The 24,864-nt window shown below is 68.5% G+C and carries 26 protein-coding genes and 1 pseudogene; 9 read left to right on the top strand and 18 right to left on the bottom strand.

Annotated elements, in window-relative coordinates; genetic code table 11:
* Nucleotides 1–48 precede the first annotated feature (48 nt).
* The 6 genes from OB2597_RS10255 to OB2597_RS10230 form a co-directional block, all read right to left on the bottom strand.
* Nucleotides 49–1,260: an acetyl-CoA C-acetyltransferase gene (locus tag OB2597_RS10255; protein WP_009805481.1), complete on the bottom strand. Its 1,212-nt coding sequence runs from the start codon at nt 1,258–1,260 to the stop codon at nt 49–51.
* Nucleotides 1,261–1,276: 16 nt separating this feature from the next.
* Nucleotides 1,277–1,912: a glutathione S-transferase family protein gene (locus OB2597_RS10250; RefSeq protein ID WP_009805480.1), complete on the bottom strand. Its 636-nt coding sequence runs from the start codon at nt 1,910–1,912 to the stop codon at nt 1,277–1,279.
* Between the two features lie 315 nt (nt 1,913–2,227).
* The gene (locus tag OB2597_RS10245; protein WP_009805479.1) at nt 2,228–2,440 is read right to left on the bottom strand and encodes a hypothetical protein; all 213 of its coding nucleotides are present in this window, start codon (nt 2,438–2,440) and stop codon (nt 2,228–2,230) included.
* Nucleotides 2,441–2,597: 157 nt separating this feature from the next.
* Entirely contained in the window at nt 2,598–4,376 is a 1,779-nt protein-coding gene (locus OB2597_RS10240; protein ID WP_009805478.1) for an acyl-CoA dehydrogenase C-terminal domain-containing protein, read from the bottom strand.
* A 27-nt stretch (nt 4,377–4,403) separates the two neighbouring features.
* A complete protein-coding gene (locus tag OB2597_RS10235; RefSeq protein WP_009805477.1) occupies nt 4,404–4,808 on the bottom strand; it encodes a MerR family transcriptional regulator in 405 nt (134 codons plus the stop codon).
* A 187-nt stretch (nt 4,809–4,995) separates the two neighbouring features.
* Complete coding sequence (locus OB2597_RS10230; RefSeq protein ID WP_009805476.1) at nt 4,996–5,409, bottom strand: MerR family transcriptional regulator; 414 nt, start codon at nt 5,407–5,409, stop codon at nt 4,996–4,998.
* A 161-nt stretch (nt 5,410–5,570) separates the two neighbouring features.
* Here OB2597_RS10230 and OB2597_RS10225 point away from each other — a divergent pair, with 161 nt between their 5' ends.
* Genes OB2597_RS10225 through OB2597_RS10215 form a run of 3 tightly spaced genes read left to right on the top strand, consistent with a single transcriptional unit; the run spans nt 5,571 to nt 7,889 of the window.
* On the top strand, nt 5,571–6,044 hold the full coding sequence (locus OB2597_RS10225) for a PaaI family thioesterase (protein WP_009805475.1): 474 nt from the start codon (nt 5,571–5,573) through the stop codon (nt 6,042–6,044).
* The gene (locus tag OB2597_RS10220) at nt 6,041–6,571 is read left to right on the top strand and encodes a PaaI family thioesterase (protein WP_009805474.1); all 531 of its coding nucleotides are present in this window, start codon (nt 6,041–6,043) and stop codon (nt 6,569–6,571) included. The genes OB2597_RS10225 and OB2597_RS10220 overlap by 4 nt, the downstream gene beginning before the upstream one ends.
* The gene (locus OB2597_RS10215) at nt 6,564–7,889 is read left to right on the top strand and encodes an MATE family efflux transporter (protein WP_009805473.1); all 1,326 of its coding nucleotides are present in this window, start codon (nt 6,564–6,566) and stop codon (nt 7,887–7,889) included. The genes OB2597_RS10220 and OB2597_RS10215 overlap by 8 nt, the downstream gene beginning before the upstream one ends.
* 185 nt (nt 7,890–8,074) lie before the next feature.
* Here the strand turns inward: OB2597_RS10215 and arsC are convergent, their stop codons facing one another.
* The 3 genes from arsC to OB2597_RS10200 are packed head-to-tail and all read right to left on the bottom strand — an operon-like array spanning nt 8,075 to nt 9,809.
* The gene (gene arsC / locus OB2597_RS10210; RefSeq protein ID WP_009805472.1) at nt 8,075–8,419 is read right to left on the bottom strand and encodes an arsenate reductase (glutaredoxin); all 345 of its coding nucleotides are present in this window, start codon (nt 8,417–8,419) and stop codon (nt 8,075–8,077) included.
* Nucleotides 8,416–9,474 (bottom strand): quinone-dependent dihydroorotate dehydrogenase, encoded by a 1,059-nt coding sequence (locus OB2597_RS10205; protein ID WP_009805471.1) that lies wholly within the window; start codon nt 9,472–9,474, stop codon nt 8,416–8,418. Before OB2597_RS10205 ends, arsC begins: the two co-directional genes overlap by 4 nt.
* Nucleotides 9,471–9,809 carry a DUF952 domain-containing protein gene (locus tag OB2597_RS10200; protein WP_009805470.1) on the bottom strand — a complete coding sequence of 113 codons (339 nt, stop codon included), beginning with the start codon at nt 9,807–9,809 and terminating at the stop codon, nt 9,471–9,473. Before OB2597_RS10200 ends, OB2597_RS10205 begins: the two co-directional genes overlap by 4 nt.
* Before the next feature lie 218 nt (nt 9,810–10,027).
* Between OB2597_RS10200 and OB2597_RS10195 the strand changes: the two genes are divergently transcribed.
* Nucleotides 10,028–11,596 carry a bifunctional metallophosphatase/5'-nucleotidase gene (locus tag OB2597_RS10195; RefSeq protein ID WP_009805469.1) on the top strand — a complete coding sequence of 523 codons (1,569 nt, stop codon included), beginning with the start codon at nt 10,028–10,030 and terminating at the stop codon, nt 11,594–11,596.
* A 454-nt stretch (nt 11,597–12,050) separates the two neighbouring features.
* On the opposite strand, the gene OB2597_RS10190 is transcribed toward OB2597_RS10195, so the two are convergent.
* Nucleotides 12,051–12,704: an SGNH/GDSL hydrolase family protein gene (locus tag OB2597_RS10190; protein WP_009805468.1), complete on the bottom strand. Its 654-nt coding sequence runs from the start codon at nt 12,702–12,704 to the stop codon at nt 12,051–12,053.
* A gap of 258 nt (nt 12,705–12,962) precedes the next feature.
* On the opposite strand from OB2597_RS10190, the gene OB2597_RS10185 reads away from it, so the two are divergent.
* Nucleotides 12,963–13,271: a DnaJ family domain-containing protein gene (locus OB2597_RS10185; RefSeq protein ID WP_040609255.1), complete on the top strand. Its 309-nt coding sequence runs from the start codon at nt 12,963–12,965 to the stop codon at nt 13,269–13,271.
* Nucleotides 13,272–13,278: 7 nt separating this feature from the next.
* Nucleotides 13,279–13,941 (top strand): SOS response-associated peptidase, encoded by a 663-nt coding sequence (locus OB2597_RS10180; protein WP_009805466.1) that lies wholly within the window; start codon nt 13,279–13,281, stop codon nt 13,939–13,941.
* A gap of 3 nt (nt 13,942–13,944) precedes the next feature.
* On the opposite strand, the gene OB2597_RS10175 is transcribed toward OB2597_RS10180, so the two are convergent.
* Nucleotides 13,945–14,607: a hypothetical protein gene (locus tag OB2597_RS10175; RefSeq protein WP_009805465.1), complete on the bottom strand. Its 663-nt coding sequence runs from the start codon at nt 14,605–14,607 to the stop codon at nt 13,945–13,947.
* Nucleotides 14,608–14,781: 174 nt separating this feature from the next.
* Between OB2597_RS10175 and OB2597_RS10170 the strand changes: the two genes are divergently transcribed.
* The 3 genes from OB2597_RS10170 (at nt 14,782) to OB2597_RS10160 (ending at nt 16,703) form a co-directional block, all read left to right on the top strand.
* The gene (locus tag OB2597_RS10170; RefSeq protein WP_009805464.1) at nt 14,782–15,132 is read left to right on the top strand and encodes a DUF883 family protein; all 351 of its coding nucleotides are present in this window, start codon (nt 14,782–14,784) and stop codon (nt 15,130–15,132) included.
* A gap of 14 nt (nt 15,133–15,146) precedes the next feature.
* The gene (locus OB2597_RS20945; protein ID WP_009805463.1) at nt 15,147–15,473 is read left to right on the top strand and encodes a hypothetical protein; all 327 of its coding nucleotides are present in this window, start codon (nt 15,147–15,149) and stop codon (nt 15,471–15,473) included.
* A gap of 156 nt (nt 15,474–15,629) precedes the next feature.
* A complete protein-coding gene (locus OB2597_RS10160) occupies nt 15,630–16,703 on the top strand; it encodes a DUF475 domain-containing protein (protein ID WP_009805462.1) in 1,074 nt (357 codons plus the stop codon).
* 550 nt (nt 16,704–17,253) lie between these two features.
* Here the strand turns inward: OB2597_RS10160 and OB2597_RS10155 are convergent.
* From OB2597_RS10155 to OB2597_RS10125, 7 genes and pseudogenes are all read right to left on the bottom strand, one after another.
* Nucleotides 17,254–18,204: a carbohydrate kinase family protein gene (locus tag OB2597_RS10155; protein WP_009805461.1), complete on the bottom strand. Its 951-nt coding sequence runs from the start codon at nt 18,202–18,204 to the stop codon at nt 17,254–17,256.
* Between the two features lie 60 nt (nt 18,205–18,264).
* Nucleotides 18,265–19,755, bottom strand: coding sequence for a mannitol dehydrogenase family protein (locus OB2597_RS10150; protein ID WP_009805460.1), 1,491 nt, complete (start codon nt 19,753–19,755; stop codon nt 18,265–18,267).
* The gene (locus OB2597_RS10145; protein ID WP_009805459.1) at nt 19,755–20,528 is read right to left on the bottom strand and encodes an L-iditol 2-dehydrogenase; all 774 of its coding nucleotides are present in this window, start codon (nt 20,526–20,528) and stop codon (nt 19,755–19,757) included. Before OB2597_RS10145 ends, OB2597_RS10150 begins: the two co-directional genes overlap by 1 nt.
* On the bottom strand, nt 20,525–21,529 hold the full coding sequence (locus OB2597_RS10140) for an ABC transporter ATP-binding protein (RefSeq protein ID WP_009805458.1): 1,005 nt from the start codon (nt 21,527–21,529) through the stop codon (nt 20,525–20,527). The genes OB2597_RS10145 and OB2597_RS10140 overlap by 4 nt, the downstream gene beginning before the upstream one ends.
* An 11-nt stretch (nt 21,530–21,540) precedes the next feature.
* The gene (locus tag OB2597_RS10135; protein WP_009805457.1) at nt 21,541–22,371 is read right to left on the bottom strand and encodes a carbohydrate ABC transporter permease; all 831 of its coding nucleotides are present in this window, start codon (nt 22,369–22,371) and stop codon (nt 21,541–21,543) included.
* 91 nt (nt 22,372–22,462) lie between these two features.
* Nucleotides 22,463–23,329: a carbohydrate ABC transporter permease gene (locus OB2597_RS10130; protein ID WP_009805456.1), complete on the bottom strand. Its 867-nt coding sequence runs from the start codon at nt 23,327–23,329 to the stop codon at nt 22,463–22,465.
* Nucleotides 23,330–23,432: 103 nt separating this feature from the next.
* A pseudogene (locus OB2597_RS10125) lies at nt 23,433–24,736 on the bottom strand (ABC transporter substrate-binding protein).
* Between the last annotated feature and the right edge of the window lie 128 nt (nt 24,737–24,864).

Below are 24,864 nucleotides of genomic sequence, written 5' to 3'. Positions count from 1 at the left end.
CCCGGAAGCGGGCGCGTCCCTCGATCCGGAGAGGCTGGCGGCGCACCGTCACACCCGCTCGATGATGGTTGCCGCGCCCATGCCGGAGGCGACGCAGAGCGTGGCGAGGCCGGTGCCCAGGCCGCGGCGCTCCATCTCGTCGAGCAGGGTGCCGATGATGATCGCGCCGGACGCGCCGAGCGGGTGGCCCATGGCGATGGCGCCACCGTTCACGTTCAGCTTGTCGTGATCGACGTCGAAGGCCTGCATGAACCGCAGCACGACGGCCGAGAACGCCTCGTTCACCTCGAAGAGGTCGATGTCCGAGATCGACATGCCCGATTGTTCGAGGATGCGCTCGGTCGCGGGGACGGGGCCGGTGAGCATGATCGTCGGGTCGGTGCCGATCTTGGCGGTGGCGCGGATCACGGCACGGGGCTTGAGCCCGTATTTCTCGCCGAACTCCTTGTTGCCCACCAGAACCGCGGCCGAGCCGTCCACGATGCCCGAGGAATTCCCGGCATGGTGGACGTGGTTGATCCGCTCGAGATGCGGGTATTTCAGCTTGGCGACATTGTCGAAGCCGGGCATGACCTCGCCCATCTCCCTGAACGAGGCCTTGAGCGAGCCGAGCGCCTGCATGTCGGTGCCCGGGCGGATGTATTCGTCGTAGGACAGGATCGGCAGGCCGTTGACGTCGCGGATGGTCACGATCGACTTGTCGAACCGCTTGTCCTCCCATGCGGCGACGGCGCGCTTCTGGGATTCCACGGCGAAGGCGTCGACGTCATCGCGGGAGAACCCGTATTCGGTGGCGATGATGTCGGCCGAAATGCCCTGCGGCACGAAATAGTCGTCAAGCGCCACGGTCGGGTCCACCGCCACGGCCGCGCCGTCCGAGCCCATGGGCACGCGGCTCATCATCTCGACACCGCCGGCGATATAGGCCGCGCCCGCACCGCCCTTCACCTGGTTGGCGGCGAGGTTCACCGCCTCCATGCCGGAGGCGCAGAAGCGGTTGATCGAAAGGCCGGGGATGCGCTCGTCGAGGTCGGAGGCAAGGACGGTGGTCCGCGCGAGGCAGCCGCCCTGTTCCATGGCCTGTGTCGCATTGCCCCAGATCACGTCCTCGACGGCGTGACCATCGAGATCCGAGCGTTCCTTGATGGCGTTCAGCATCTGCTTGCCGAGCGCGACCGAGGTCACCTCGTGCAGCGAGCCGTCGGGGCGGCCCTTGCCGCGCGGGCTGCGTACGGCGTCGTAGATATAGGCGTCTGTCATGTCTGCCTCCTTGGTTTCAAAGGCCGCGGTCGGAAGGCCGACCGGGCATCAGGTCATAGGGGTGTTTCCAGCCGTCCAGCGACTGGATGTTCTTCAGCCAGCGGTCGATCTCGGGCCAGTCGTTGCGCAGGAATCCGAAGGGTTCGGGATAGAAGAGATAGCCGCAGCACGAGAAATCCGCATTGGTCGGTCCGTCGCCCACCAGCCAGTCGCGGCCCTGGAGCGCCGTCTCCAGCGTCTTGAAGGCGGAGTTGAGACGGCCGGCGTTGAAGGCGATCACCTCGGGCGGGCGCTTTTCCTCGGGGAGGAAATTCATCAGGAAGCGCTGCACGCCGCATTGCGAGGACATCTTGTGATTGTCCCAGAACATCCAGCGCAGGACCTCGCGCTCCTCTTCTTCGGAGGAACCGCCGAACTTCCCGGTCTTTTCCGAGATGTACATCTGGATGACACCGGACTGGGTGATCGTGACGTCGCCGTCGACCAGCACGGGGACCTCGCCCATGTTGTTGAGCGTCCGGTACTCGGGGCTGCGCGCCTCGCCGCCGAAGAAGTCCACCTTGACCGGTTCCCAGTCGAGACCGGAGAGCGAGAGGGGCAGGGCGGCCTTGTAGGCATTGCCGCTTTCCCCGAAACAGTAGAGTTTGATCATGGTCGTCCTCCCTTGACCGTTGCGCAGGCGGGGGGTCTCACACCCCCCGCGCCCCCCGTGGAGTATTTCAGCAAGATGAAGGGGGATTCATCCCGCGTTAAGGTTAATGCGCCCATACTGCATCCGCGTCACAGGCTGGAGAGCCGATGGACGTGCAAGGTGAAGCCCCGTCCCGACATATCGGGTAACCAATCGCGTGGAGCGGGACGGGGTGGATCATCTTGCGCGCCTGCCTCTTCATCTTGCCGGAAATACTCCCGCCGGAGGCATCCCGCCGCAACCGCCAATACGAGGCCCGAGATGTGCGCGGCTCCGTCACCGCTTGCGGTCCTCCAGTTCCGAATTGAACAGGCGCAGCCTGTGGGTGAGGTTGTCCTCGTCCGTCACGCTGTCGAAGTTCTCGAAGAGAAAGGAGAGCGCCTCGCCCTCGTCCAGGCCGGCCTCCCCGGCAAAGCGTTTCAGCCTACGGTAGCCGTCCTCGGTCATCGCCACGGGGAAGCGGCGGGTCAGGCGGAAGCGTTTCGGCATCGGGTCTGTCCTCCATGACCGCAGTTGGGGCGTTCGGATGTCCGTGCAAGCCCCCCCTGCACGGACATCCCTGCCTCGACCGGCGGGTGGGCCGCCGGATCCCGTGAGCGGAGGCTGACGCCCCCCGTCGGATCGCATGGCGCGGGTTGGTCCCGGCTCAGAAGTTGGCCGCGTCGAGTGCCATGACGGTTTCGGCGCCGGAGGTGATCCGGGCCACGTGCATGGCGCAGGCGGGCAGACGGCGGGCCATGTAATAGCGGCCTGTCGCGAGCTTGGTGTCGTAGAAGTCTCGGTCCTCGGCACCGGCGGCCAGCGCGGCCTTCGCGACGACCGCCATGCGGGCCCACATGTAGCCCAGGCAGACGTGGCCGAAGAGGTGCATGAAATCGTAGGAGCCCGAGAGCGCCTCGTTCGGGTTCTTCATGCCGTTCTGCATGAAGAACATCGCCGCTTCCTGCAGCTGCTTGGACGCGGTCTTGAGCGGGTCCATGAAGTTGGCCTTCAGGTCCTCGTCATCGGAGTTCTCCTTGATGAACCCCTTGATCTCCTCGAAGAAGGCCATGGCGGGCTTGCCGCCCTGCGCCGCCAGCTTGCGGCCGACGAGGTCGAGCGCCTGGATGCCGTTCGCGCCTTCGTAGATCATGGCGATGCGGGCGTCGCGGGTGAACTGCGACATGCCCCATTCCTCGATATAGCCGTGACCGCCGTAGATCTGCTGTGCCAGCACGGTCATGTCGAAGCCCTGATCGGTGAGGAAGCCCTTGAGCACCGGGGTCATGAGCGAGACGAGCCCCTCGGCCTGGTCGTCGCCCATGCGATGCGAGCGGTCGATCAGCGAGGCGGACCAGAGGCCGAAGGCGCGGGCGCCCTCGACAAAGCTCTTCTGGTCCATGAGCGACCGGCGGATGTCGGGGTGGACGATCAGCGGATCCGCCGGGCCGTCGGGGTTCTCGGCGCCGGTGACGGCGCGGCCCTGCAGACGGTCCTTGGCATAGGCCAGCGCGTTCTCGTAGGCGACGGTGGCCTGGGAGAGGCCCTGCATCGCCACGCCCAGGCGCGCCTCGTTCATCATGGTGAACATGGCGCGCATGCCCTTGTGCTCCTCGCCCAGGAGGTAGCCGGTCGCGCCGTCGTAGTTCATCACGCAGGTGGCGTTTCCGTGGATGCCCATCTTCTCCTCGACCTTGCCGACCGAGACGGCGTTGCGGTCGCCGGGGGTGTTGTCGTCCTTGACGAGGAACTTGGGCACGATGAAGAGCGACACGCCCTTGATGCCTTCGGGACCGCCGGGGATCTTGGCGAGGACAAGGTGGATCACGTTCTCGGACATGTCGTGATCGCCGGCGGAGATGAAGATCTTCTGCCCCGTGATGGCATAGGAGCCGTCGTCCTGCGGCTCGGCCCTGGTCCGCATGAGGCCCAGGTCCGTGCCGCAATGCGGCTCCGTCAGGTTCATCGTGCCGGTCCATTCGCAGCTGACCATCTTGGGCAGATAGGTCTGCTTCTGCGCGTCCGTCCCGTGGGCATGGATGGCGGAATAGGCGCCGTGGGTCAGGCCCGGGTACATCATGAAGGCCATGTTCGAGGACGAGAAGATCTCGCCCGTGGCGGTCGAGAGCAGGTAGGGCAGGCCCTGGCCGCCGTAGTCGGGGTCGCAGTCCAGCCCGGCCCAGCCGCCTTCGCGGAACCGTTCGAAGGCCTCCTTGAAGCCCTCGGGGGTGCGGACCACACCGTTCTCAAGCGTCACGCCCTGGCTGTCGCCGACGGCGTTCAGCGGCGCGAAGACCTCGGAGGCGAGCTTGCCGGCCTCTTCGAGGATCGCGGCGGTGAAGTCCCGGTCGAGATCGTCGTACCCGGTCACATCCTGCTCGGACGTCTTCAGAACGTCGTGCAGGATGAACTGCATGTCCTTGACGGGGGCGGTAAAGGTCGGCATGGCTCTCTCCCTTTGTCGGCGGAGGGGTTATTCCGCCGCCTTCTTGTCCTGTTTCAGGGACGCGATCATCTTGGCGCCCCAGTCCATCTGCTCTTTCAGTTCCGCGATCGCGGCGTTCAGATCGTCACGCTGCTTCTCCATGTCCGCCAGTCGTTGCTCGGCGACCTCGTAGGTCTGGATCAGCTGCGTGTGCTGCTGGTCGCCCATGTCGTAGAGGTCGAGCAGCTGGCGGATTTCCTCGAGGCTGAATCCGAAGCGCTTGCCGCGCAGGATCAGTTTCAGCCGGGCCCGGTCGCGCCGGGTGAAAAGCCGCTTCTGGCCGATACGGATCGGAAACAAGAGCTCCTTCGCTTCATAGAACCGCAGGGTGCGCGCGGTGACCTGGAAGGCTTCGCACATCTCGCGGATCGTCATCTGGTCTTGGGTGTTCATGGTTCACTTCCGACGATTTTTGATCAAATGGTCAAAAACCAGAACACAGCTCTCGATACAACGGTGGTTGACGCAAGCGTAAGCGGTACGTCGCGTCATTTCAAAGTTGACGTAACATCAAGCAAGGTAAACCCGCCATTCGTGAAACTTTTGTAAATCGCGAGGGTCTCCGGCGCGACCGGCGCGCCTATTTCTCGACGATATCCGCCACCGCGTCCTTCGATTCGCGAAAGGCCTCGGAAGAGGCCGCCGTGCGGTCGCGCAGCGCCTGAAGCTCTTCTATCGTCTCGTCGATCTGTTCGCGCTGGCGGCGCAGCTCGTCCAGCTGGGCGTCGGCGTTCTCGATCCAGATCTTCATCTGGGCGGCCGAGCCCTCCTCGTCGTAGATGTCGAGCCACTGGCGGATGGATTCCAGCGAAAAGCCGTACTTGCGCCCCCGCAGGATCAGCTTCATCCGGGCGCAGTCGCGGGAGGAATAGAAGCGCGAGCGGCCCTCGCGCTCGGGGCTGAGCAGTTCGATGTACTCGTAATACCGCAGCGTCCGCGGGGTCACGTCGAACTTGGCGCACATCTCCTTGAAACTTATGCGTGATTCGGTCATCTGCCGGGTCTCCGCCCTGGTTGTGCCTGAACGCCTTGGATTCTGACGCGGGGGCATCTTGTCCCGAATCCGGCCTCGCCGCAAGGTGGTGGCCGGGTAACGGCGGGCGGGGCTTGCCCCTCCTGCGCTTTGGCGAGCATAGTCCCCGCAAAGGAGCCGCCATGCCGCCGAACGATACCCCCGAGCCTTCGAAACCGTCCCGGCGCCGGTCCCGGGAAGAGGTCATCCGGATGACCCGCCAGTTCATGGAGGCGCTGCCGCACGCCAAGGCGCTGGGGCTCGAGGTGCGCAGCCTCGGGGAGGGCCGGGCCGAATTCCTGCTGCCCTACAGCGCCGAACTCGTGGGCGATCCCGACACCGGGGTGCTGCACGGCGGAGCCGTGTCCTCCCTGCTCGATTCGACCTGCGGCGCGGCGGTGATCTGTCATCCCGAGAATACCGGCGGCACGGCGACCCTGGATCTGCGCATCGACTACATGCGCGCCGCCACGCCCGGTCAGGCCGTCATCGCGCGGGCCGAATGCTATCACGTCACCCGCTCGGTCGCCTTCGTGCGGGCCGAGGCGCTGGACGACGACACCGAGCGGCCCGTGGCGGCGGCGACCGGCGCCTTCACCTTCGCGGCGGCGTCATGAGCGCGAAGAGGCCACAGGACCGGCCCGAACCGGTCCAGGTGATCAAGCAGCGGCGCGATGCGGCGCTGGCGGCGCTCGTCGGGCGGGTGCCTTACGCGCAGTTTCTCGGCGTGCGCTTCGACCGGCGCGGGGACGAGCTCACCGCCATCCTGCCCTTCGACGACAGGCTGATCGGCAACCCGATGCTGCCGGCGCTGCACGGCGGGGTGATCGCGGGTTTTCTCGAAATCGCGGCCGTGGTCGAGCTTGGCTGGTCGATGCTCTGGGACGAGGTCGAGAGCGGGGCGCTCGATCCCGCCGATGACCGGATGCCGCGCCTGCCCAAGACCATCGACTTCACCATCGACTACCTGCGCTCGGGCCTGCCGCGCGACGGGTATGCCCGGGCGCGCATCACCCGGTCGGGCCGCCGCTACGCCAGCGTCCAGGCCGAGGCCTGGCAGGACAACCGCGACCGGCCCTTCGCCCAGGCCACGGGCCATTTCCTGATGCCCCGCCGTCCCGGGGACGGAGACGGCGATGGCTGATCCGATCACGCATCGCCGCGTGCTCCGGATCGCCCTGCCGATCGTCCTGTCGAACGCCACCGTTCCGCTGCTGGCGGCCGTGGACACGGGCGTCGTGGGGCAGATGGGCGCGGCGGCGCCGATCGGCGCCGTGGGGATCGGCGGCATCACCCTCACCGCCATCTACTGGATGTTCGGCTTTCTCCGGATGGGGACCACCGGCCTGACCGCCAACGCGATCGGCGCCGGCCAGAGCCACGAGGTCGCGGCCCTGCTGACCCGCGCCCTGCTGATCGCGGCGACCGGCGGGCTGGCGCTGATCCTCCTGCAGGGGCCGATCTTCGGCGCGGCCTTCGCCCTCTCGCCCGCCTCGCCCGAGGTCGAGGAGCTGGCGCGGGCCTACATGGGCATCCGCATCTGGTCGGCGCCGGCGGCGATCGCCGTCTTCGGCATCACCGGCTGGCTCATCGCGCAGGAAAGGACCGGCGCGGTGCTTGTCGTCCAGGTGCTGATGAACGGGCTCAACATGGGGCTCGACCTGCTCTTCGTGCTGGGCTTCGACTGGGGCGTGTCGGGGGTGGCCACGGCCACCTTGATCGCGGAATGGACCGGCTGCCTCGTCGGGCTCTGGCTCTGCCGCGCGGCCTTCCGCGTCCCCGCCTGGCGCGACTGGCCCCGGGTCTTCGACCGCGCCCGGCTGACGCGCATGGCGGTGGTCAACCGCGACATCCTGATCCGGTCGCTGCTGCTCGAGATGATCCTGGTCTCGTTCATCTACTTCGGTTCGGATTTCGGCGACGTGCACCTGGCCGCGAACCAGGTGCTGATGCAGTTCATGTTCATCACCGCCTATGCGATGGACGGGTTCGCCTTCGCGGCCGAGGCCTTCGTCGGCCAGGCGCTCGGCCGCCGCGACCGCGCGGCCCTGCGCCGGGGCGGCGTGATGACCGGCATCTGGGGGGGCGCCATCTGCGTCCTCATGGCGCTGGTCTTCGCCCTCGCGGGCGGGATGATCATCGACCTGATGGCCACGGCGCCCGAGGTGCGGCTCGCCGCGCGCGACTATCTGCCCTGGATGGTGGCGGCGCCGCTCGCCGGCTGCGCCAGCTGGATGTTCGACGGCATCTTCATCGGCGCGGCGCGGTCCCGGGACATGCGCAACATGATGGCCGTCAGCTTCGCGATCTACTGCCTCGCCGTGGTCACGCTGATCCCGGCCTTCGGCAACCACGGGCTCTGGATGGCGCTGCTCGTCTCCTTCATCGCCCGCGGCGCGACCCTGGCCTGGAAATACCCCGCGCTCGAAGCCTCGGCCGACCTGCCGCCGGAGGCCGCCTGAGACCGCCCCCCCGGCCCATGCGCGCGCCCCTGCTTCTTTGGTCCGGAAAATATCCCGGGGTGCGGGGCAGAGCCCCGCGCGGTCGGGCCGGGGGCGCCGCCCGAACGGCAAGCGCCCGCGCAGCGGGGAATGCGCCGTGCGCCACAGGTCTCAATGGGGCCCGACCCGGGGCGGGGTCCGTTCGGTCAGTCCGTGAGCAGCGGCAGGAGGTTCTCGACCGGCCGGCCGATGGCGGCGCGCGAGCCCACGATCAGGATCGGACGTTCGATCAGGATAGGGTTCTCCGCCATGGCGGCGATCAGCGTGTCGGGCTCGGACTGCGCGCTCAGGCCCAGTTCCGCGAACCTCTTCTCCGACCGCCGCATCATGCCGATGGGGGCCAGGCGCAGACTCGCCAGGACGCCGCGGATCTCGTCCTCGCTCGGGGCGTCGTGCAGGTAGGCGCGGATCTTGGGCCGGTGGCCATGCGATTCGATCAGCGCCAGCGCCTGGCGCGACTTGGAGCAGCGGGGGTTGTGCCAGAGGATCAAAGCCAGTCCTTCCGTCCTGTCCCGACGGCCTCGGCCACATTGGCATAGCCGTCGCGTTGCAGCAGAGCGTCCAGCCCGCGCAGGATCCCGGCGGCGAGCGACAGGCCCTGATAGGCCAGGGCGGTATAGAGCTGCAAGGCCGAAGCACCGGCGCGGATCTTGGCATAGGCGTCTTCCGCCGATGCGATGCCGCCGACGCCGATGAGCGGCACGTTGCCCCCGGTCAGGTCGTGAAGCCGGGCCAGCACCCGGGTCGAGGGCGCGAAGAGCGGCGCGCCCGAAAGCCCGCCCTTTTCGGTGCGGTGCGCGTCGGTCAGGCCCCGGCGGCTCAGCGTCGTGTTGGTGGCGACGATGCCGTCGATGCCGCGATAGATCACGATCCGCGCGACATCGGCCAGTTCCGCCTCGGTCAGGTCCGGCGCGATCTTGAGGAATAGCGGGATGCGCCGGGGCAGCCAGTCGCGCGCCTCGGTCACCTTGAGCAGCAGCGCCTCGAGCGCCGCCGCCCCCTGCAGGTCGCGCAGGTTCTCGGTGTTGGGCGAGCTGACGTTGATCGTGGCGAAATCGACATGCGGTCCGCAGCGGGCCAGCACGCGGGCGTAGTCCTCGGACCGGTCGGCGCTGTCCTTGTTCGCCCCGAGGTTCAGGCCGACGATGCCGCCCTGCGGCCGGCGCTCGAGCCGGGTGGCGATGGCCTCCATCCCGTGGTTGTTGAAGCCGAAGCGGTTGATCACCGCGCCGTCCCCGGGCAGGCGGAAGAGCCGCGGGCGCGGGTTTCCCGGCTGCGGCCGGGGCGTGGCCGCTCCGACCTCGACAAAGCCGAACCCGGCGCGACCCAGCGGTGCCAGGCATTCGGCGTTCTTGTCGAACCCGGCCGCAAGCCCGAGGGGGTTGGGCAGGTCCAGCCCGGCGACCTCGGTGGCAAGCCGGGGCGAGGTGATCGCGCCCGGCAGCGGGACGAGCCCGAGTTTCAGCCCCTTCAGGGCCAGGCGGTGCGCGGTTTCGGGATCGACCGACCGCAGCGCCCTCAGTCCGATCCGTTCCGCGAGGCTCATGTCATGCGGTCCGGAAAGACGTGGCGCCCGTCCACCAGCGGCAGGTCGGCCTGCCACAGAATATCCGCGCGCCGCAGGGGCCGGTAGAGATGGGGGAACAGCGCGCCGCCGCGCGACACCTCCCATTTCAGCGCATCGCCCAGGGCCTCGGCCTCCACCGCGGCGAGCACCAGCCCGGTGGCCCCGGCGAAGTGTTTCGCCGCGGTCTCGGGCGCCTGCGCGGCGGTCGAGAAATGAATGAACCCGTCCGCGAGGTCGACCGGCGCCCCCGCGGTCTCGCCGTGCCGCGCCAGGTCGTCCCATTCGGCGCGCCGGAATATCTTGTAGATCGCCATGGGCGTGGCATGGCCCAGACCGCTGCGACGGTCAATCCCCGGCGCGGCGCGGGGCCACGACGTCACCCGCGACCCGCGCCCCGCGGCGCGGGAACGGGGCCGGAGCGGGCATGGCGGGCTCCGGGCCGCGCGGATCGCGGCTTGCCGCTACGATCGCCTTTGACTATCCCCGCGCGCCGCGCCACCATCGCTGCATAATCCAACAGAAGAGGTTCCCCATGTTGACGCGTCTGCTTACCGGTACCGCCGCGCTGGCCCTGACGGCCGGGTCCGCCGCTGCCGACTATTCGCTCACCATCCTGCATACCAACGACTTCCATGCCCGGTTCGAACCGATCTCGAAATACGATTCGGGCTGCTCGGCCGAGGACAACGACGCCGGCGAATGCTTCGGCGGCTCGGCCCGCCTGGTCACCGCCATCGAAGAGGCCCGCGCGCGGTCGGACAACTCGATCCTCGTGGACGGGGGCGACCAGTTCCAGGGCACGTTGTTCTACACCTATTACAAGGGCAAGCTCGCCGCCGAGATGATGAACCGGATGGGCTATGACGCGATGACCGTGGGCAACCACGAATTCGACGACGGCCCCGAGGTCCTGCGCGGCTTCATGGACGCGGTCGAGTTCCCGGTGCTGATGTCCAACGCCGACGTCTCGGGCGAGGCGCTGCTGGCGGACGTGCTGATGAAATCCACCGTGATCGAACAGGGCGGCGAGCGGATCGGCCTGATCGGCCTGACGCCGCAGGACACCCCTGAACTGGCCTCGCCGGGGCCCAACATCGTCTTCACCGACCCGTCAGAGGCCGTGCAGGGCGAGGTCGACAAGCTGACCGGCGATGGCGTGAACAAGATCATCGTGCTCTCCCACTCCGGCTACAACGTCGACAAGCAGGTGGCCGAGAATACCACCGGCGTCGACGTGATCGTCGGCGGCCATTCCAACACGCTGCTGGGCGACATGGACGGGGCCGAGGGCGCCTATCCCACCATGATCGGCGATACGGCCATCGTGCAGGCCTATGCCTACGGCAAGTTCCTGGGCGAGCTGAACGTGACCTTCGACGACGCGGGCAAGGTGACCGAGGCCAGCGGCGCGCCGATCATCATGGATGCCGCCGTGACCGAGAACGAAGAGGTCAAGGCGCGCATCGGCGAAGCCGCCGCGCCGCTCGACGAGATTCGCAACCGGGTCGTGGCCGAAACCTCCGAGGCGATCGAAGGCAACCGGGACGTCTGCCGTGCGCAGGAATGCAGCATGGGCAATCTGGTCGCCGATGCGATGCTCGACCGCGTGGCGGATCAGGGCGTGCAGATCGCCATCGCCAACAGCGGCGGTCTGCGGGCCTCGATCGACGCGGGCGAGGTGACCATGGGCGAGGTTCTGACGGTGCTGCCGTTCCAGAACACGCTGTCGACCTTCGAGGCCTCCGGCGCGACGATCGTCGAGGCGCTCGAGAACGGCGTCAGCCAGATCGAGGACGGCGCCGGCCGCTTCCCGCAGGTGGCGGGGCTCAAGTTCACCTTCGACGCCTCGGCCGAGCCGGGCAGCCGCGTGTCGGACGTGATGGTGAAGGAGGGCGAGGAATTCGTGCCAATCGACCCCGAGAAGACCTATCTCGCGGTGACCAACAACTATGTCCGCAACGGCGGCGACGGCTATTCCATGTTCCGCGATGCCGAGAACGCCTATGACTTCGGCCCCGATCTGGCCGATGTGACGGCGGAATACCTGGCGGAGCAGGGGCCCTACGCACCCTATACCGACGGCCGGATCACGCAGAAGTAAGGGGCACTGGCCCGGCCTCGCGGACGAAACCGGCGGGGCGCATCATCTGCTGGTGGAGCGACCGCCGGCTCCCGACGCCTCCGCAGTGGCCTGCGGGGGCGTTTTTTATCGGGGTCCCGTGTCGGTGAGGCGGCTGGTCCGGCGCACCCTCTGGGCGGGGGTGCGGGGGCATCGCCGAGGTTGGAGGGGGTGCCGAGCGACAGGTTCCGCAACACCCGAATGTGCGCGGCACACCGGGGCGGTCGCCCGCCCGGCCCGCCCGGCGGGACGTGCCGGCGCGCCGCTCGGGGCGGTGCTCGCGGGCCGCCCTCGTGCGCGATCGTCGGGCAACCACAGGAACCGGAACGGCCGGGACGGCGTCGGCCCGGTTCTGGCGCGGCGTTGTCGCGCCGGGGTGGGAGAGCTCACCGCGAGAGGGGAAGCGGACCGCCCCGGGGGCGCGGACGCGCGGCTCTCACCGTCGCAGCAACGGGGCGATCGTGTCGGCCATGCGCGCCGATCCCTTGCGCGACGGGTGGGTCCGGTCCGACGCGAAGAGCGAAAGGTCGTCGGGGCTGAACACCCTGTCCATGTCGACCAGCGTCACCCCGGGATCTGAGGCCGCCATGCGCGCCAGACGGGTTTCGAGCACCCGGTAGGGCGCCTCGCAGGCCGTACCCGCGTAGCGCGGCGAGGTGTAGTAATCCGCCCAGACCACCCGCGATCCGCGCGCGCGCAGATCGGTCACCAGCGCCGGGTTCGCGCCGCGTCTCCCATCGTCCGAGATCAGCCGGTCGAGAACCGGTTCGCAGCGCGCGCAATCGCAGCCGCTCAGGTCGTTGGCGCCGCCGTTCAGCACCACCCAGGGCGCCCGGACCCCGTCGAGTTGCGCGGGGATGTTCAGCGGCCCGCGTCCGCCTGTGACCTGCGCCAGCGGGAGAGAGACATCGCCCACGGGCTCTCCCAGCCGCGCCTCGAGCCGGTCCGCCACCGAAGCGCCCGCGCTGCGGTTCCAGGCCATGACCGAATCTCCGGCGACGACGATCCGCGCATCCTGAGGCACACCACGGCCGCAGGCGGCGAGAAGAGAGAGGGCGAGGGCGAGGGTGAGGAGCAGCCAGCGTGTCATGCGGTAAGGAAATGATCCCGCCGGGTCCGGGGTCAAGCTGCCCCGTGCAATCCGTCATGGCCCCTCGGGGCCGCATGGGCGCCCCGGTGCGAGAGGCATCCCCGGCTCGCCCCGACGATCTCGTCGGGGATGTGCCGCATGGGGGCAGGAGAACCTCGGGTCGAGCCCGAGGATGACCCGCGCCCGGTCCCTCGCGCCGGGCCCCCCGACTTGCGCGGCGCTCTTTCCCTCCGGCCCTTTCGGTCCTATCTTCGTGCCATGGATCACCCATTGATGGACCTCATCTCGGCCCGGATCGCCGAGGCCGAAAAGAACGGCGCCTTCGACGACCTGCCGGGCGCGGGCAAGCCGCTGCCGCGCGTCGACGATCCCGAGAACGCCCTCATCCGCCGCATCATGGAAGAGAACGGGGCCGAGCCGGAATTCGTCTCGCTCGGGCGCGAACTCCGGCGGCTGCGGGCGGAACTCGCCGGCGTGACCGATCGGACGAAGCGGACCGAGATCATGAAGTCGATGTCCATGATGGAGGCGCGGATCGACATGGCCCGCAAGGCCTGGGCGCGCTGAGCCCGGCATGTGCGGGCGGTTCGCGGTCACCCTGCCTCCGGAGGCGATGGCGCAGCTCTTCGAGGCGGCGCCCGCCAATGACCTGGCCGAGGTGCCGAACTTCAACGTCTGCCCGACCGTACCGGTGAACGTCTGTTCTCTCGGCGACGGGCGGCGGCGCCTGACCGCCATGAGGTGGGGATTCGTTCCGCACTGGTACAAGACGCCGACCGACGGTCCGCTGCTGATCAACGCCCGGTCCGAGACGATCGCCGAGAAGCCGGCCTTCCGCGAGGCCGCGCGCGCGCGGCGCTGCCTGATCGCGATGGACGGGTTCTACGAATGGGACCGCGCCGGCGGGCAGAAGCTGCCCTGGTTCATCCACCGGCGCGACGGGGCGCCGATGGTCGTGGCCGGCATCTGGCAGGCATGGGCGCGGGGCGACGAGGCGTTGACGGCCTGCGCCATCGTCACGACGGAGGCCGGGGGCGCGATGGCGGACATCCACAACCGTATTCCGGTCATACTTGAGCCGAAGGACTGGGCGCTGTGGCTGGGCGAAGAGGGCAGGGGTGCGGCACCTCTGATGCGGGCCGCGCCCGACGCGGTCTATGCGATGTATCGCGTCGGGACCGAGGTGAACTCGAACCGTGCCTCCGGCGCCGGGCTGGTCGACCCGCTGGCCGGGTGACGGTCAGTTGTTGCCGAGGCCGAGTGTGCCGAGGCCGAGCTCGCCGCCATTGCCGTCTCCGAAGAGCGCCGAGGTCAGGCCGCCGCCCACATCGCGCAGGCTGCCGCCGACATGCGCCAGCGTCTCGCCCAGCCCCTCGGCCAGGCCGATCGCGCTGCCATCCTTGCCCACGACATTGCCGTCCGGATCCACCAGGTCGCCGAAATCGACCGCCGAGGGTGGCGATTGCAGCTTGATCTCGCCGTAATAGGTTCCGCCATAGCCGGATTTGCGGAATTCGAGTTCGGTGTCGGCCTGCACGATCAGCGACCAGGAGTCGTTCCGGGAGAGATAGTCGCTTTCCCACGAATAATCGTCCGCGCGGATCCTCTGGCTGGTATAGGCGAGGTTGTAGAACTTGATCTCGTCGCCGGGCTGGGCATGCACGCGGTCGGGGAAGAAGGACGACCCCACCATGTAGACGGGATGGATGATCCCCGTGGGGGCCACATCCTCGTTGGCCGCGCCACCGTCGTCATCGTCGCCGCCCCCGCCGCCGCCCCAGTTCCAGCAGCCTCCGAAGAAGCAGTCGAAGAGACCGGCCTGCGAAGGTGTCGCGCTGGACATGACGAGGCCGGCCACCAGGGCGAGCGGCAGGACGAGGGGGCGGAACAGGATTGCTTGCATGTGCGTCATTTCCCCATGAACGTCTCAAGGAAGGGTTTGGGAATTCCTAAAGCTCGAATGCGTCGAAAATGGGTCGAAGATCCGGCATTCGGCGGGTGAGGGGCGGCGTTTCGGGAACAATCGGTTGTTGATGACGTTGTTGCGGAAAGGATCCGAACAGACAGGAGAGACCCGATGGCAGACACCACCGCGACCTCGAACGGCACCGGCGGCAAGAATTCCAAGGCCGGCGCCAGCGCCGACGACGTCAAGGAACAGATCGCCGCGCTGCAGGCCGATGTGGCCGAGTTGACCCGCGCCGTTGCCGGCTACGGCCGCGCCCGCGGCGAAGAGGCCCGCCGGGCCGCCAACCGCACCGCCGATGACATGCGTGCCCGCGCCGAGAAGATGGGCCACGACGCCGAGGCGCAGCTCCGGTCCGGCTATGCGCAGGCCGAAAGCGCCGTGCGCGAGAATCCGACCGCCGCCGTCGGGATCGCGGCGGGCGTCGGCTTTCTGCTCGGGCTGATCTCGGCGCGCCGCTGATCGGGGCGGGCCAGATGCTGACCGCTCTCAGACTGTCCGTGCGGCGCGCCGGCTTCGGGCTGGCCGGCGCCTTTCTCATGCTGATCGGGGCCGGGTTCCTGACCGTCGCCGCCTGGATCGCGCTGGCCGCGGCGCGCGACGCGCAGTTCGCCGCGCTGGTGATCGGGTGTGCCTATTTCGGCCTCGGCGCCCTGGTGGTGGCCCTCGGAACGCGCCGGCCCCATGTGGCGCCTCCGCCCGCGGCGGCGGCGGGTCTCACGGCCGGAGGGCTCGGCGCCGCCTTCGCGCAGGGGTTCGGCGCCGGGGCGGCCGCGCGCTCGGCCATGCGGCCCCGGCCCTGAGCGTGCAAAAGAAATCTGCTGCGCGGGCCTTGCATGCCGCGCGGCAGATGCGACAATCGGGCGAACCCAAGGGTGGTGACCGGGCCCCTCTGGCGGACGTGGCGGCGCGTTCGTGATGTCGGCACCGAACGCGACCGAGCCGCACGACGGGTACGCATGTCTTCACACCATACCGGCCCTCTGCCGGAGCGCCGCGACAGGGGCGCGATAAGCTATTTCTTCTGGGCCTTCGCCGTGACCGCGGCCGGCCTGATCCTCGGCGGCTGGCTGGGCTGGGCCGGGTCCCGCACGGTCGAGGGAACGCTGACGATCTTCTTCATATGCGCGGTGCTCGCCGTGCTCGAGATCAGCCTCTCCTTCGACAATGCCATCGTCAACGCCAACAAGCTCAAGGACATGTCGCCCGTCTGGCAGCGCCGGTTCCTGACCTGGGGGATCCTGATCGCGGTCTTCGGCATGCGCATCGTGTTTCCGCTGCTCATCGTGGTGGTGGCGGCGGACATCGGGCCCGTCGAGGCCATCCGCCTCGCGGCGAGCGAGCCCGAAGCCTACGCCCGGATCATGCACGAGGCGCATCTCTCGATCGCGGCCTTCGGCGGCACGTTCCTGATGATGGTGGGGCTGGGCTTCTTCTTCGACCACGAAAAGGACATCCACTGGGTGCGCTGGCTGGAAGAGCGGATCGCCCGCTACGCCAGCGTCAAGGGGATCGAAATCGCGCTGGTCCTGGGGGTGGTGATGGCGATCAGCCAGCTGCATGGCGGGGACAAGGGGCACAGTTTCCTCGTTTCGGCGATCTGGGGGCTCATCACCTTTCTCGCGGTCGAGGTCCTGGGCGGGATCCTCGACCGGAACGAGGCGATGAAGACGGGCGCGCAGGGCGGGCTCGGGGCCTTCCTCTATCTCGAGGTGCTCGACGCCTCCTTCTCCTTCGACGGGGTGATCGGCGCCTTCGCCCTCAGCCAGAACCTCTTCGTCATCGCCATCGGCCTGGGGATCGGGGCGATGTACGTGCGCTCGATGACCATCATGCTGGTCGAGAAGGGCACGCTGAGCCAGTACCGCTACCTGGAACACGGGGCTTTCTACGCGATCACGATCCTCGCCGTGATCATGTTCCTGCAGTCCTTCGTCGAGATCCCCGAGGTGATCACCGGTCTGGGCGGCGCCCTGCTGATCGGCGTGGCGCTCTGGTCCTCGATCCGCTGGAACCGCGCCGCGGCGGGGTGATCCCGCGTGCCGTGCTCCCGGGGCCCCGCGCCCGGCTGCCATGTCCCGTGAAGGGGGCGACGGTCCGCGTCGACCCGACAGGCGGGCGCGGATCGTCCCGCCCGCGGTGGCCGCCCCGAGGCCTCCGGCCCGTCAGGCCGCCCCCCCTGCGCGAGGCCGCGGCCCGCGCCACCCGGCACGCCGCCTGTCACGAGCTGGAAGCGGACCGCCACGGGCCGCCACGGGCCGTCCCGTGACACCCGGCGACCTCCCGGCCACGACCGCCGCCGCGCGCCTCGCCATCGCGCCGCCTCGACCGACCCACTCCGGACCGTCCGCATCGAGACGGAGGCCCGGCCGCTCGTCGCGACCTCCCGACCCGCGCCCGCCCCCGCTTCTTTGGTCCGGAAAATATCCTCGGGGGGAGCCGCGCGCCCGCGCGGCGGGGGGCAGACAGCCCCCCGACCGGGTCCGAGGTCAGCGGGTCCTGCACACCCGGCATCCCCGGCCCCGACCGGGGATCTCCCGGTCTCCCCGCATCCCCGTCCTCTGCCATCCTGCGCGACAGCCGTCAGTCCGGAGAACGCCCGCCACCCCCTACCTCATGTGCCCAGGGCGGGTCTGCCCCGGCGCGCGAGACGGTGACCCCCGCCACCTCGGCGGCGAAGGAAAGCGCGGCGCGCAGGGCACCCTCCGGCAGGCTGCGGAGGGCGGCCTTAGTCAGAAGGCCCTGGCCGTCGAGGCTGGCCAGCAGGCCGGCGTTGAACGTGTCGCCCGCGCCGACCGTGTCCACGACCGTGACGTCCCGGCCCTGCACCTCGATCTTCGTGCCGTCGGACCGGACGGCGACGGCGCCCGCGCGCCCGCGGGTCATGATGGCGAGGGCGGGGCCCCTGCGCAGCAGACCGCCGATCCGCTCCGCGGCCGGTTCGGGGCCGGGGTCCAGCCAGTCCAGATCCTCATCCGAGAGCTTGACGATATCCGCCGCGGCGATCATGGCCTCCAGCCGGGCGCGGTAGCGGGCGGGATCGGCGATGAACCCGGGGCGGATGTTCGGGTCGATCATGACGACCCGGTCCCCGGCCCGGCGCGTGGCGAGATCGGCATAGCCCCCGGCGGCGGGCTCGCAGGCCAGGCTGATGCCGCCGAAGAACATCGCCCGCACCCCCGGCGCCGGGTCCGGCATCGCGTCCGGCGTCAGCATGCGCCCGGCCGAATTCTCGTCGAAGAAGGAATAGTCGGCCTTGCCCCCGGTCAGCCGCACGAAGGCCAGGGTGCTGGGGCGGTCCGACCGGATGACGTGACCCGTATCGACACGGCTGGCCGCGAGATCGCCCATCAGCTGCGCGCCGAACATGTCGGTCGAGAGGCCGGTCAGCATCCCCGCCGGCACGCCGAGCCGTCCCAGGGCGATGGCCGTGTTGAAGACCGCCCCCCCGGAGTGGGGCACGAACCCCTCGCGCCCGGCGTCGGTCGGGGCGGGGATCATGTCGATCAGGGCTTCGCCGCAGCAGAGGATCATGTCGGGCCTCGGGTCGGGGTTCCAGTCGGTGGCATCAGGGCGCCTCGGCCCGCGCCGCCGTCAGCGGGCGAGATAGCCGTCGATGGCGGGGGCCACGCCATCCTGCCATATCTTCGCCAGCCATGTCTCGAAGGCCCGGGCGAAGATCCCGGCATCGGCGAGGTCGCCGTAGATCCGGCGCATCTCGAGCCAGGCGCGGGGGCGGGTTCGGGCGGTCTCGGCCACGGCGGTCAGGCTGTCCCACCAGGGATCGTTGGGCGCGATCCGGCTGCCGTCCTCGCGCGTGCCCTGGCACATGCGGGCCCAGAGCGCCTCGACCAGGGCCAGGCCCTCGACCGGGGCGCCGGTGGCCAGGGCGTCCCGGAGGGTCGGCAGCAGGAACCCGGGATGCCGGGACGAGCCGTCGAAGGCGACGCGGCGCACCGTGTCGACGATGGCCGGGTTCGCGAAACGCCGCTCGATCAGGTCGATGTACTCCGTCGGCGACATGCCCGCCACCGGCACCACGTGCGGCGCGATCTCCTGCGTGGCGACCCGGCGATAGAGGGTGCGGATCCGGGCGTCGGCCATGGCCTCGGCGATGGTCTCGATGCCCAGCACCTCGGCGGGGGCGGCGATGATCTGGTGGCCCGCGTTCAGGATGCGGATCTTCTGCATCTCGTAGCCGTGAACATCGTCCGAGAACTGCGCGCCCGCCCGGTCCCAGTCCGGGCGCCCGGCGCAGAAATCGTCCTCGATCACCCATTGGCGGAAATTCTCGTGGCTGACCGGGACGAGATCGTCGATGCCGAGCGCGGCGGCGAGGGCGCGTTCCTTTTCACCGGTGGCCGGGACGATGCAGTCGACCATCGCGTCGGGAAAGCTGGCGTTCGCGTCGATCCAGTCGGCGAGACCGGGGTCCGAAAGCCGCGCGAGCGAGACCACCGTGCGGCGCAGGATCGCCCCGTTCCCCTGCAGGTTGTCGCAGCTCTGTCCGGCGAAGGCGCCGAGGCCCGCCGCACGGCGCCGTTTCAGCGCGGCCACCATCGCGCCAAAGGCGGTGCGGGGGGTCTCGGGATGGGCGGCGTCGTGACGGATGTCGGGATGTTCGGTGTCCAGACCGCCGCCGGCCGGGTCGATGTAGTACCCGCCCTCGGTCACGGTGAGCGAGACGATGCGGATCTCCGGCGCCGCCATGCAGTCGATCAGGGGGCCGTTGCCTTCGGTCACGGGAAGGTAGTCGATCATCGGGCCGATCACCTCGGCCCGGGTGCCGGAGGGGTCGAGTTCGATCAGCGTGGTGAGATGATCCTGCGCCGCCAGCCGCCGGCGCTGCGCCTCGTCATAGGGGCGGACCCCGGCGCCGATGATCGCCCAGTCGAGCGCCTCGCCCTGCTGCATCAGCCGGTGCAGATACCACGCCTGGTGCGCCCGGTGGAAATTGCCCAGCCCGATATGCACGATGCCGGGGCTCAGCGCACCGCGGTCGTAGACCGGGCGGGCGATCGTCTCAGGAAGGTTGGCGAGGGTCTCGTTCGAAAGTTTCACGCGGGCCGGTTCCTTGGGGGTCATCAGCTCATCCAGTTGCCGCCGTCGACGTTGTAGGTCTGGGCGACGATGTATTCGGCCTCGTCCGAGGCGAGGAAGACGGCCATGCCGGTCAGGTCCTCGGCGCGACCCATGCGGCCGTAGGGCACCGCCGCGCCGACCTCCTGCTTCTTCTGTCCTGGCCTCTTGCCCTCGTATCGCGCGAACAGCGCGTCGACCCCGTCCCAGTGGTCGCCCTCGACCACGCCGGGGGCGATGGCGTTGACCTTGATGCCGTGCCGGATCAGGTCCAGCCCGGCCGACTGGGTCAGGCTGATGACCGCCGCCTTGGTCGCGCAGTAGACGGCGACCAGAGGCTCGCCCCGGCGCCCCGCCTGGCTGGCCATGTTGATGATGCGGCCGCGGATGCCGTGTTCGATCATGTGGCGCGCGACGGCCTGCATGGTGAAGAGGGTGCCGGCGACGTTGATCGCGAAGGCGCGGTCGAAGTCGGCGCGCCCGATCTCGACCACCGGGGCGGCGGTGAAGACGGCGGCGTTGTTCACCAGGATGTCGATCCGGCCCAGGGCCGCCACGGTTTCCGAGACGGCGCGGTCGATGCTGTCCTGATCGGCCACGTCCATCCCGACGGCGATGGCCCCCTCGCCGAGTGCGGCGGCGGCTTCCAGCGCCCGGCCGAAATCGATGTCGGCGATGGCGACGCGTGCGCCCTCGGCCACGTAGGCCTCGGCGAAGGCGCGCCCGATGCCGCGCGCCGCGCCCGTGATAAGGGCGGTCCTGCCGTCGAGCCGTTTCATTCGAACCGCAGCCCGTCGGCGCCGAACCGGTGGATCAGGTCCTCACGCGGAGTCAGGTGGATGCGGTCGCCGTGATCGAACCCGACCTCGCCGCCGGCGCGCACGGTGATGGTTTCGGCCAGGCCGGTCTCGTGGACATGAAAGAAGGTGTCCGAACCGAGGTGCTCGGCCACGCCGACGGTGCCGGACCAGGCCCCCGGGCCCTCGGTCACCTCGATATGTTCGGGGCGGATGCCGATGGTATGGGCGCCGCGTCTCTCGGCCTCGGGCCCTTCGATCAGGTTCATCCGCGGCGAGCCGATGAAGCCCGCGACAAAGAGGTTGCGGGGCGTGCGGTAGAGCTCGAGCGGGCTGCCCACCTGTTCGATCACGCCGGCGCGCAGCACGACGATCTTGTCGGCCATGGTCATGGCCTCGACCTGGTCGTGGGTGACATAGATCATCGTGGTCCTGAGCCGTTCGTGCAGCTCGCTGATCTCGAGACGCATGCCGACACGCAGCGCGGCGTCGAGGTTCGACAGCGGTTCGTCGAAGAGGAAGGCCGCCGGTTCGCGCACGATGGCGCGGCCGATGGCGACCCGCTGGCGCTGACCGCCCGAAAGCTGCCCCGGACGCCGGTCGAGGTAGTCGCCGAGGTTCAGCACCTCGGCCGCGCTGTTCACCCGGCGGTCGATCTCGGCCTGGTCCATCTTGGCCATGCGCAGCGGAAAGGCGATGTTCCTGCGCACCGACATGTGCGGATAAAGCGCGTAGGACTGGAAGACCATCGCCAGGCCCCGCTTGGCCGGCGGGACGTGGGTGGCATCCTGCCGGTCGATCCGGATCTCGCCCGAGCTCACGTCCTCGAGCCCCGCGATCAGCCGCAGCAGGGTCGACTTGCCGCAGCCCGAGGGGCCGACGAAGACCGTGAACTCCCCGTCCTCGATGGTGAGGTTCAGCGGCGGGATGACCTGAACCGGCCCGAAGCTCTTGGTGACATTGTCCAGCGTGATACGTCCCATGGGTCTTGTCCTTATTTCACCGCGCCGAAGGTCAGGCCGCGCACCAGTTGTTTCTGGCTGAACCAGCCGAGGATGAGGATCGGCGCGATCGCCATGGTCGAGGCGGCGCTGAGCTTGGCGTAGAAAAGCCCCTCGGGGCTGGAATAGGAGGCGATGAAGGCCGTGAGGGGGGCGGCCCTGGCGGCGGTCAGGTTCAGCGTCCAGAACGCCTCGTTCCAGGCGAGGATGATGTTCAGCAGGATGGTCGAGGCGATGCCGGGGATCGCCATCGGCGTCAGCACATACAGGATTTCCTCGCGCAGGGTGGCGCCGTCCATCCGGGCGGCTTCGAGGATCTCGCCGGGGATCTCGCGGAAGTAGGTGTAGAGCATCCAGACGATGATCGGCAGGTTGATCAGCATGATCACGATCACCAGCCCCACGCGGCTGTCGAGCAGCCCGAGGCGGATGAAGATCAGGTAGATCGGGTAGAGCACGCCGACTGCCGGCAGCATCTTGGTGGACAGCATCCACAGCAGGATGTCCTTGGTCCGTTTCGAGGGCACGAAGGCCATGGACCAGGCGGCGGGCACGGCGATGATCACGCCGAGCAGGGTCGAGCCGCCGGCGATGATGACCGAGTTCCACAGGAAGCGCATGTAGTCCGAGCGCTCCTGCACGATGGCGTAGTTTTCCAGCGTCCAGTCGAAGTTCAGGAAGACCGGCGGGCTGGCGATGGCCTGCGCCTCGGTCTTGAAGCTGGTCAGGATCGTCCAGAGGATCGGGAAGAAGATCAGCAGGCCGACGCCCCAGGCGAGGACGGTATTGGCGTGCTTGCGGTTGGTGGTGACGCTGCGGGCCATGGCTCAGGTCCTTCCGTTCCGGGTGTGACCCGGGACCTCGTCGGTGGCTGGGAGGCCCCGGATCGGGTCCGGGGCGCGATGTCGGGGGCGCTCACGCATCGAGATTCCTCCCCACGATCCGCATCAGGAAGATGGCGACGATATTGGCGAGGATGATCGCGTACACCCCGCCGGCGGAGCCGAGGCCGACGTTCTGGCTCTCGAGGACGCGCTGGTAGATCAGGTAGGTCAGCGTCCGGGTTCCGAAGGAGCCCTGGGTGGTCACGAAGATCTCGGCGAAGATGGACAGCAGGAAGATCGTCTGGATCAGCACCACCACGGTGATCGCGCGGCTGAGATGCGGCAGGATGATGTACCAGAAGCGTTTCAGCACCGGCGCGCCGTCCATCTCGGCCGCCTCGAGCTGTTCGCTGTCGAGCGACTGGATCGCCGTCAGAAGGATCAGCGTGGCAAACGGCAGCCACTGCCACGAGACGATCAGGATGATCGAGAAGAGCGAGGCCTCGCTGAGCCACGAGATCGGCTCGGCCCCGAAGGCCTTCCACAGGTGGGCGAAGAGGCCGTTCACCGGGTCCATGAACATGTTCTTCCAGACCAGCGCCGAGACGGTCGGCATGACGAAGAAGGGGGCGATGACGAGGATGCGGACCACGCCCTGGCCCCACATCGGCTGATCCAGCAGGATCGCCAGCAGCACGCCGAGGCAGACGGTGACGACCAGCACGCCCAGGACGATGACCAGGGTCGCCTGCACCGCGGGCCAGAAGGACGAGGACGAGACGAAGCGGACGTAGTTGTCGAAGCCGACCCAGCCGAGGTCGCCGCCGCGCAACGGCAGGTATTTCTTGAACGAGAACCACAGGGTCATCGTGAGGGGCACGAGCATCCAGCCCAGAAGCAGGATCACGGCGGGGGCCATCATGAACCGGGCCGCGGATCGGGAATGCTGGGTCGCCATGGCGATGTCCTCCGGGGGCGGGCAGGGGGCCGGCATAGGGCGGCCGGGGCCAAAGGACCGGGGGGCAGGCGCGATGCCCGTCCCCCGGCCAGGGAGGTGCCTGTCAGTAGCCTGCGGCTTCCATGGCATCAGTGGTGAGGGCCTGGGCCTTCTCCAGCGCTTCTTCGGCGCTTTGCTGATCGGCGAGCGCGGCCGAGAATTCCTGTCCGACCTCGGTAGCGAAGCCCGCGAATTCCGGGATCGCGACGAACTGGACGCCGACATAGGGCACCGGTTCGACGGTCGGGTTGAGCGGATCGGCCGCGTTGATCGACTTGAGCGTCATCTGCGCGAAGGGATGTCCTTGTAGTTCTCGTTCTCGTAGAGCGAGGTGCGCGCACCCGGCGGGACATTGGCCCAGCCTTCGTTCTCGGCGACGAGTTCGATGTATTCCTTCGATGTCGCCCACTGGATGAACTCCTTCGCCGCGGCCTCGTTGTCCGTTCCGGCGGGGATGGCGAGCGCCCAGGCCCAGAGCCAGTTGCCGCGCCGGTCCACACCCTCCTTGCTGGGGGCGAGGGCGAAGCCAACCTTGTCGGCCACGGTGGAATCGTCGGGATCGGTCACGAAGGAGGCCGCGACGGTGGCGTCGATCCACATGCCGCACTTGCCCTGCTGGAAGAGCGACAGGTTTTCGTTGAAGCCGTTCGAGGAGGCGCCCGGAGGGCCCGCGTCGTTCATCAGGTCGAGGTAGAAGTTCAGCGTCTCGGACCAGGCCGCGCTGTCGAACTGGGGCTGCCAGTTCTCGTCGAACCAGCGCGCGCCGAAACTGTTGGACATGGCGGTGAGGAAGGCCATGTTCTCGCCCCAGCCGGCCTTGCCGCGCAGGCAGATGCCGTAGATCTCGTTGTCCCTGTCGGTCATGGCGCGGGCCGCTTCGCCGATGAAGTCCCAGCTCGGCGCTTCGGGCATCTCGAGCCCCGCCTCTTCCATGAGGTCGGTGCGGTACATGATCATCGAGCTTTCGCCGTAGAAGGGCGCGGCGTAGAGCGTGCCGTCGTGGGACAGGCCGTCGCGCATGGCGGGCAGGATGTCGGCGGCGTCGTAATCCTCGGGCAGGTCGTCCAGCGGCACGAGCCAGTCGTTGGCCGCCCAGATCGGCGTTTCGTACATGCCGATGGTCATGATGTCGAACTGGCCGCCGCGGGTGGTGATGTCGGTGGTGACGCGCTGGCGGAGGACATTCTCCTCGAGCGTGACCCATTCCACCTCGTGACCGGTTTTTTCGGTGAAATCGTCGGTGAGGCCCTGCATGCGGATCATGTCGCCGTTGTTGACGGTGGCGATGGTGATCGTGTCGGCGAAGGCTGCACCGGAGGCGGCGAGCGACAGGGCGGTCGCCGCACGGAGTACGGTCGTCAGGTTCATTGGGGCTCCTCCCTCGGAACTGTTCTGCACCTCTCCTCAGGTGCGCCATCATACTAGGCAAAGGCTTGCGAAATCGTCAACGAAAATTTGACGCGCGTAAAGAAAAAGTGGGCGCGGGTAAAGAAATC

It is taken from the genome of Pseudooceanicola batsensis HTCC2597 (assembly GCF_000152725.1).
GTDB classification, from domain to species: domain Bacteria; phylum Pseudomonadota; class Alphaproteobacteria; order Rhodobacterales; family Rhodobacteraceae; genus Pseudooceanicola; species Pseudooceanicola batsensis.
Note: the sequence above shows the minus strand (reverse complement) of the source record. Positions and strands in the feature narration are given on the sequence as shown.

What these genes read in the sequence shown, in the direction of transcription:
- OB2597_RS10245 (WP_009805479.1), bottom strand. Translation starts at nt 2,440, where the DNA reads ATGCCGAAACGCTTCCGCCTGACCCGCCGCTTCCCCGTGGCGATGACC.
- OB2597_RS10185 (WP_040609255.1), top strand. Translation starts at nt 12,963, where the DNA reads ATGGATCACCCATTGATGGACCTCATCTCGGCCCGGATCGCCGAGGCC.
- OB2597_RS10250 (WP_009805480.1), bottom strand. Translation starts at nt 1,912, where the DNA reads ATGATCAAACTCTACTGTTTCGGGGAAAGCGGCAATGCCTACAAGGCC.
- OB2597_RS10140 (WP_009805458.1), bottom strand. Translation starts at nt 21,529, where the DNA reads ATGGGACGTATCACGCTGGACAATGTCACCAAGAGCTTCGGGCCGGTT.
- OB2597_RS10225 (WP_009805475.1), top strand. Translation starts at nt 5,571, where the DNA reads ATGCCGCCGAACGATACCCCCGAGCCTTCGAAACCGTCCCGGCGCCGG.
- OB2597_RS10255 (WP_009805481.1), bottom strand. Translation starts at nt 1,260, where the DNA reads ATGACAGACGCCTATATCTACGACGCCGTACGCAGCCCGCGCGGCAAG.
- OB2597_RS10220 (WP_009805474.1), top strand. Translation starts at nt 6,041, where the DNA reads ATGAGCGCGAAGAGGCCACAGGACCGGCCCGAACCGGTCCAGGTGATC.
- OB2597_RS10195 (WP_009805469.1), top strand. Translation starts at nt 10,028, where the DNA reads ATGTTGACGCGTCTGCTTACCGGTACCGCCGCGCTGGCCCTGACGGCC.
- OB2597_RS10205 (WP_009805471.1), bottom strand. Translation starts at nt 9,474, where the DNA reads ATGAGCCTCGCGGAACGGATCGGACTGAGGGCGCTGCGGTCGGTCGAT.
- OB2597_RS10200 (WP_009805470.1), bottom strand. Translation starts at nt 9,809, where the DNA reads ATGGCGATCTACAAGATATTCCGGCGCGCCGAATGGGACGACCTGGCG.
- OB2597_RS10180 (WP_009805466.1), top strand. Translation starts at nt 13,279, where the DNA reads ATGTGCGGGCGGTTCGCGGTCACCCTGCCTCCGGAGGCGATGGCGCAG.
- OB2597_RS10240 (WP_009805478.1), bottom strand. Translation starts at nt 4,376, where the DNA reads ATGCCGACCTTTACCGCCCCCGTCAAGGACATGCAGTTCATCCTGCAC.
- OB2597_RS10190 (WP_009805468.1), bottom strand. Translation starts at nt 12,704, where the DNA reads ATGACACGCTGGCTGCTCCTCACCCTCGCCCTCGCCCTCTCTCTTCTC.
- OB2597_RS10215 (WP_009805473.1), top strand. Translation starts at nt 6,564, where the DNA reads ATGGCTGATCCGATCACGCATCGCCGCGTGCTCCGGATCGCCCTGCCG.
- OB2597_RS10155 (WP_009805461.1), bottom strand. Translation starts at nt 18,204, where the DNA reads ATGATCCTCTGCTGCGGCGAAGCCCTGATCGACATGATCCCCGCCCCG.
- OB2597_RS10135 (WP_009805457.1), bottom strand. Translation starts at nt 22,371, where the DNA reads ATGGCCCGCAGCGTCACCACCAACCGCAAGCACGCCAATACCGTCCTC.
- OB2597_RS10150 (WP_009805460.1), bottom strand. Translation starts at nt 19,755, where the DNA reads ATGACCCCCAAGGAACCGGCCCGCGTGAAACTTTCGAACGAGACCCTC.
- OB2597_RS10130 (WP_009805456.1), bottom strand. Translation starts at nt 23,329, where the DNA reads ATGGCGACCCAGCATTCCCGATCCGCGGCCCGGTTCATGATGGCCCCC.
- OB2597_RS10230 (WP_009805476.1), bottom strand. Translation starts at nt 5,409, where the DNA reads ATGACCGAATCACGCATAAGTTTCAAGGAGATGTGCGCCAAGTTCGAC.
- OB2597_RS20945 (WP_009805463.1), top strand. Translation starts at nt 15,147, where the DNA reads ATGCTGACCGCTCTCAGACTGTCCGTGCGGCGCGCCGGCTTCGGGCTG.
- OB2597_RS10170 (WP_009805464.1), top strand. Translation starts at nt 14,782, where the DNA reads ATGGCAGACACCACCGCGACCTCGAACGGCACCGGCGGCAAGAATTCC.
- OB2597_RS10175 (WP_009805465.1), bottom strand. Translation starts at nt 14,607, where the DNA reads ATGCAAGCAATCCTGTTCCGCCCCCTCGTCCTGCCGCTCGCCCTGGTG.
- OB2597_RS10160 (WP_009805462.1), top strand. Translation starts at nt 15,630, where the DNA reads ATGTCTTCACACCATACCGGCCCTCTGCCGGAGCGCCGCGACAGGGGC.
- OB2597_RS10145 (WP_009805459.1), bottom strand. Translation starts at nt 20,528, where the DNA reads ATGAAACGGCTCGACGGCAGGACCGCCCTTATCACGGGCGCGGCGCGC.
- OB2597_RS10235 (WP_009805477.1), bottom strand. Translation starts at nt 4,808, where the DNA reads ATGAACACCCAAGACCAGATGACGATCCGCGAGATGTGCGAAGCCTTC.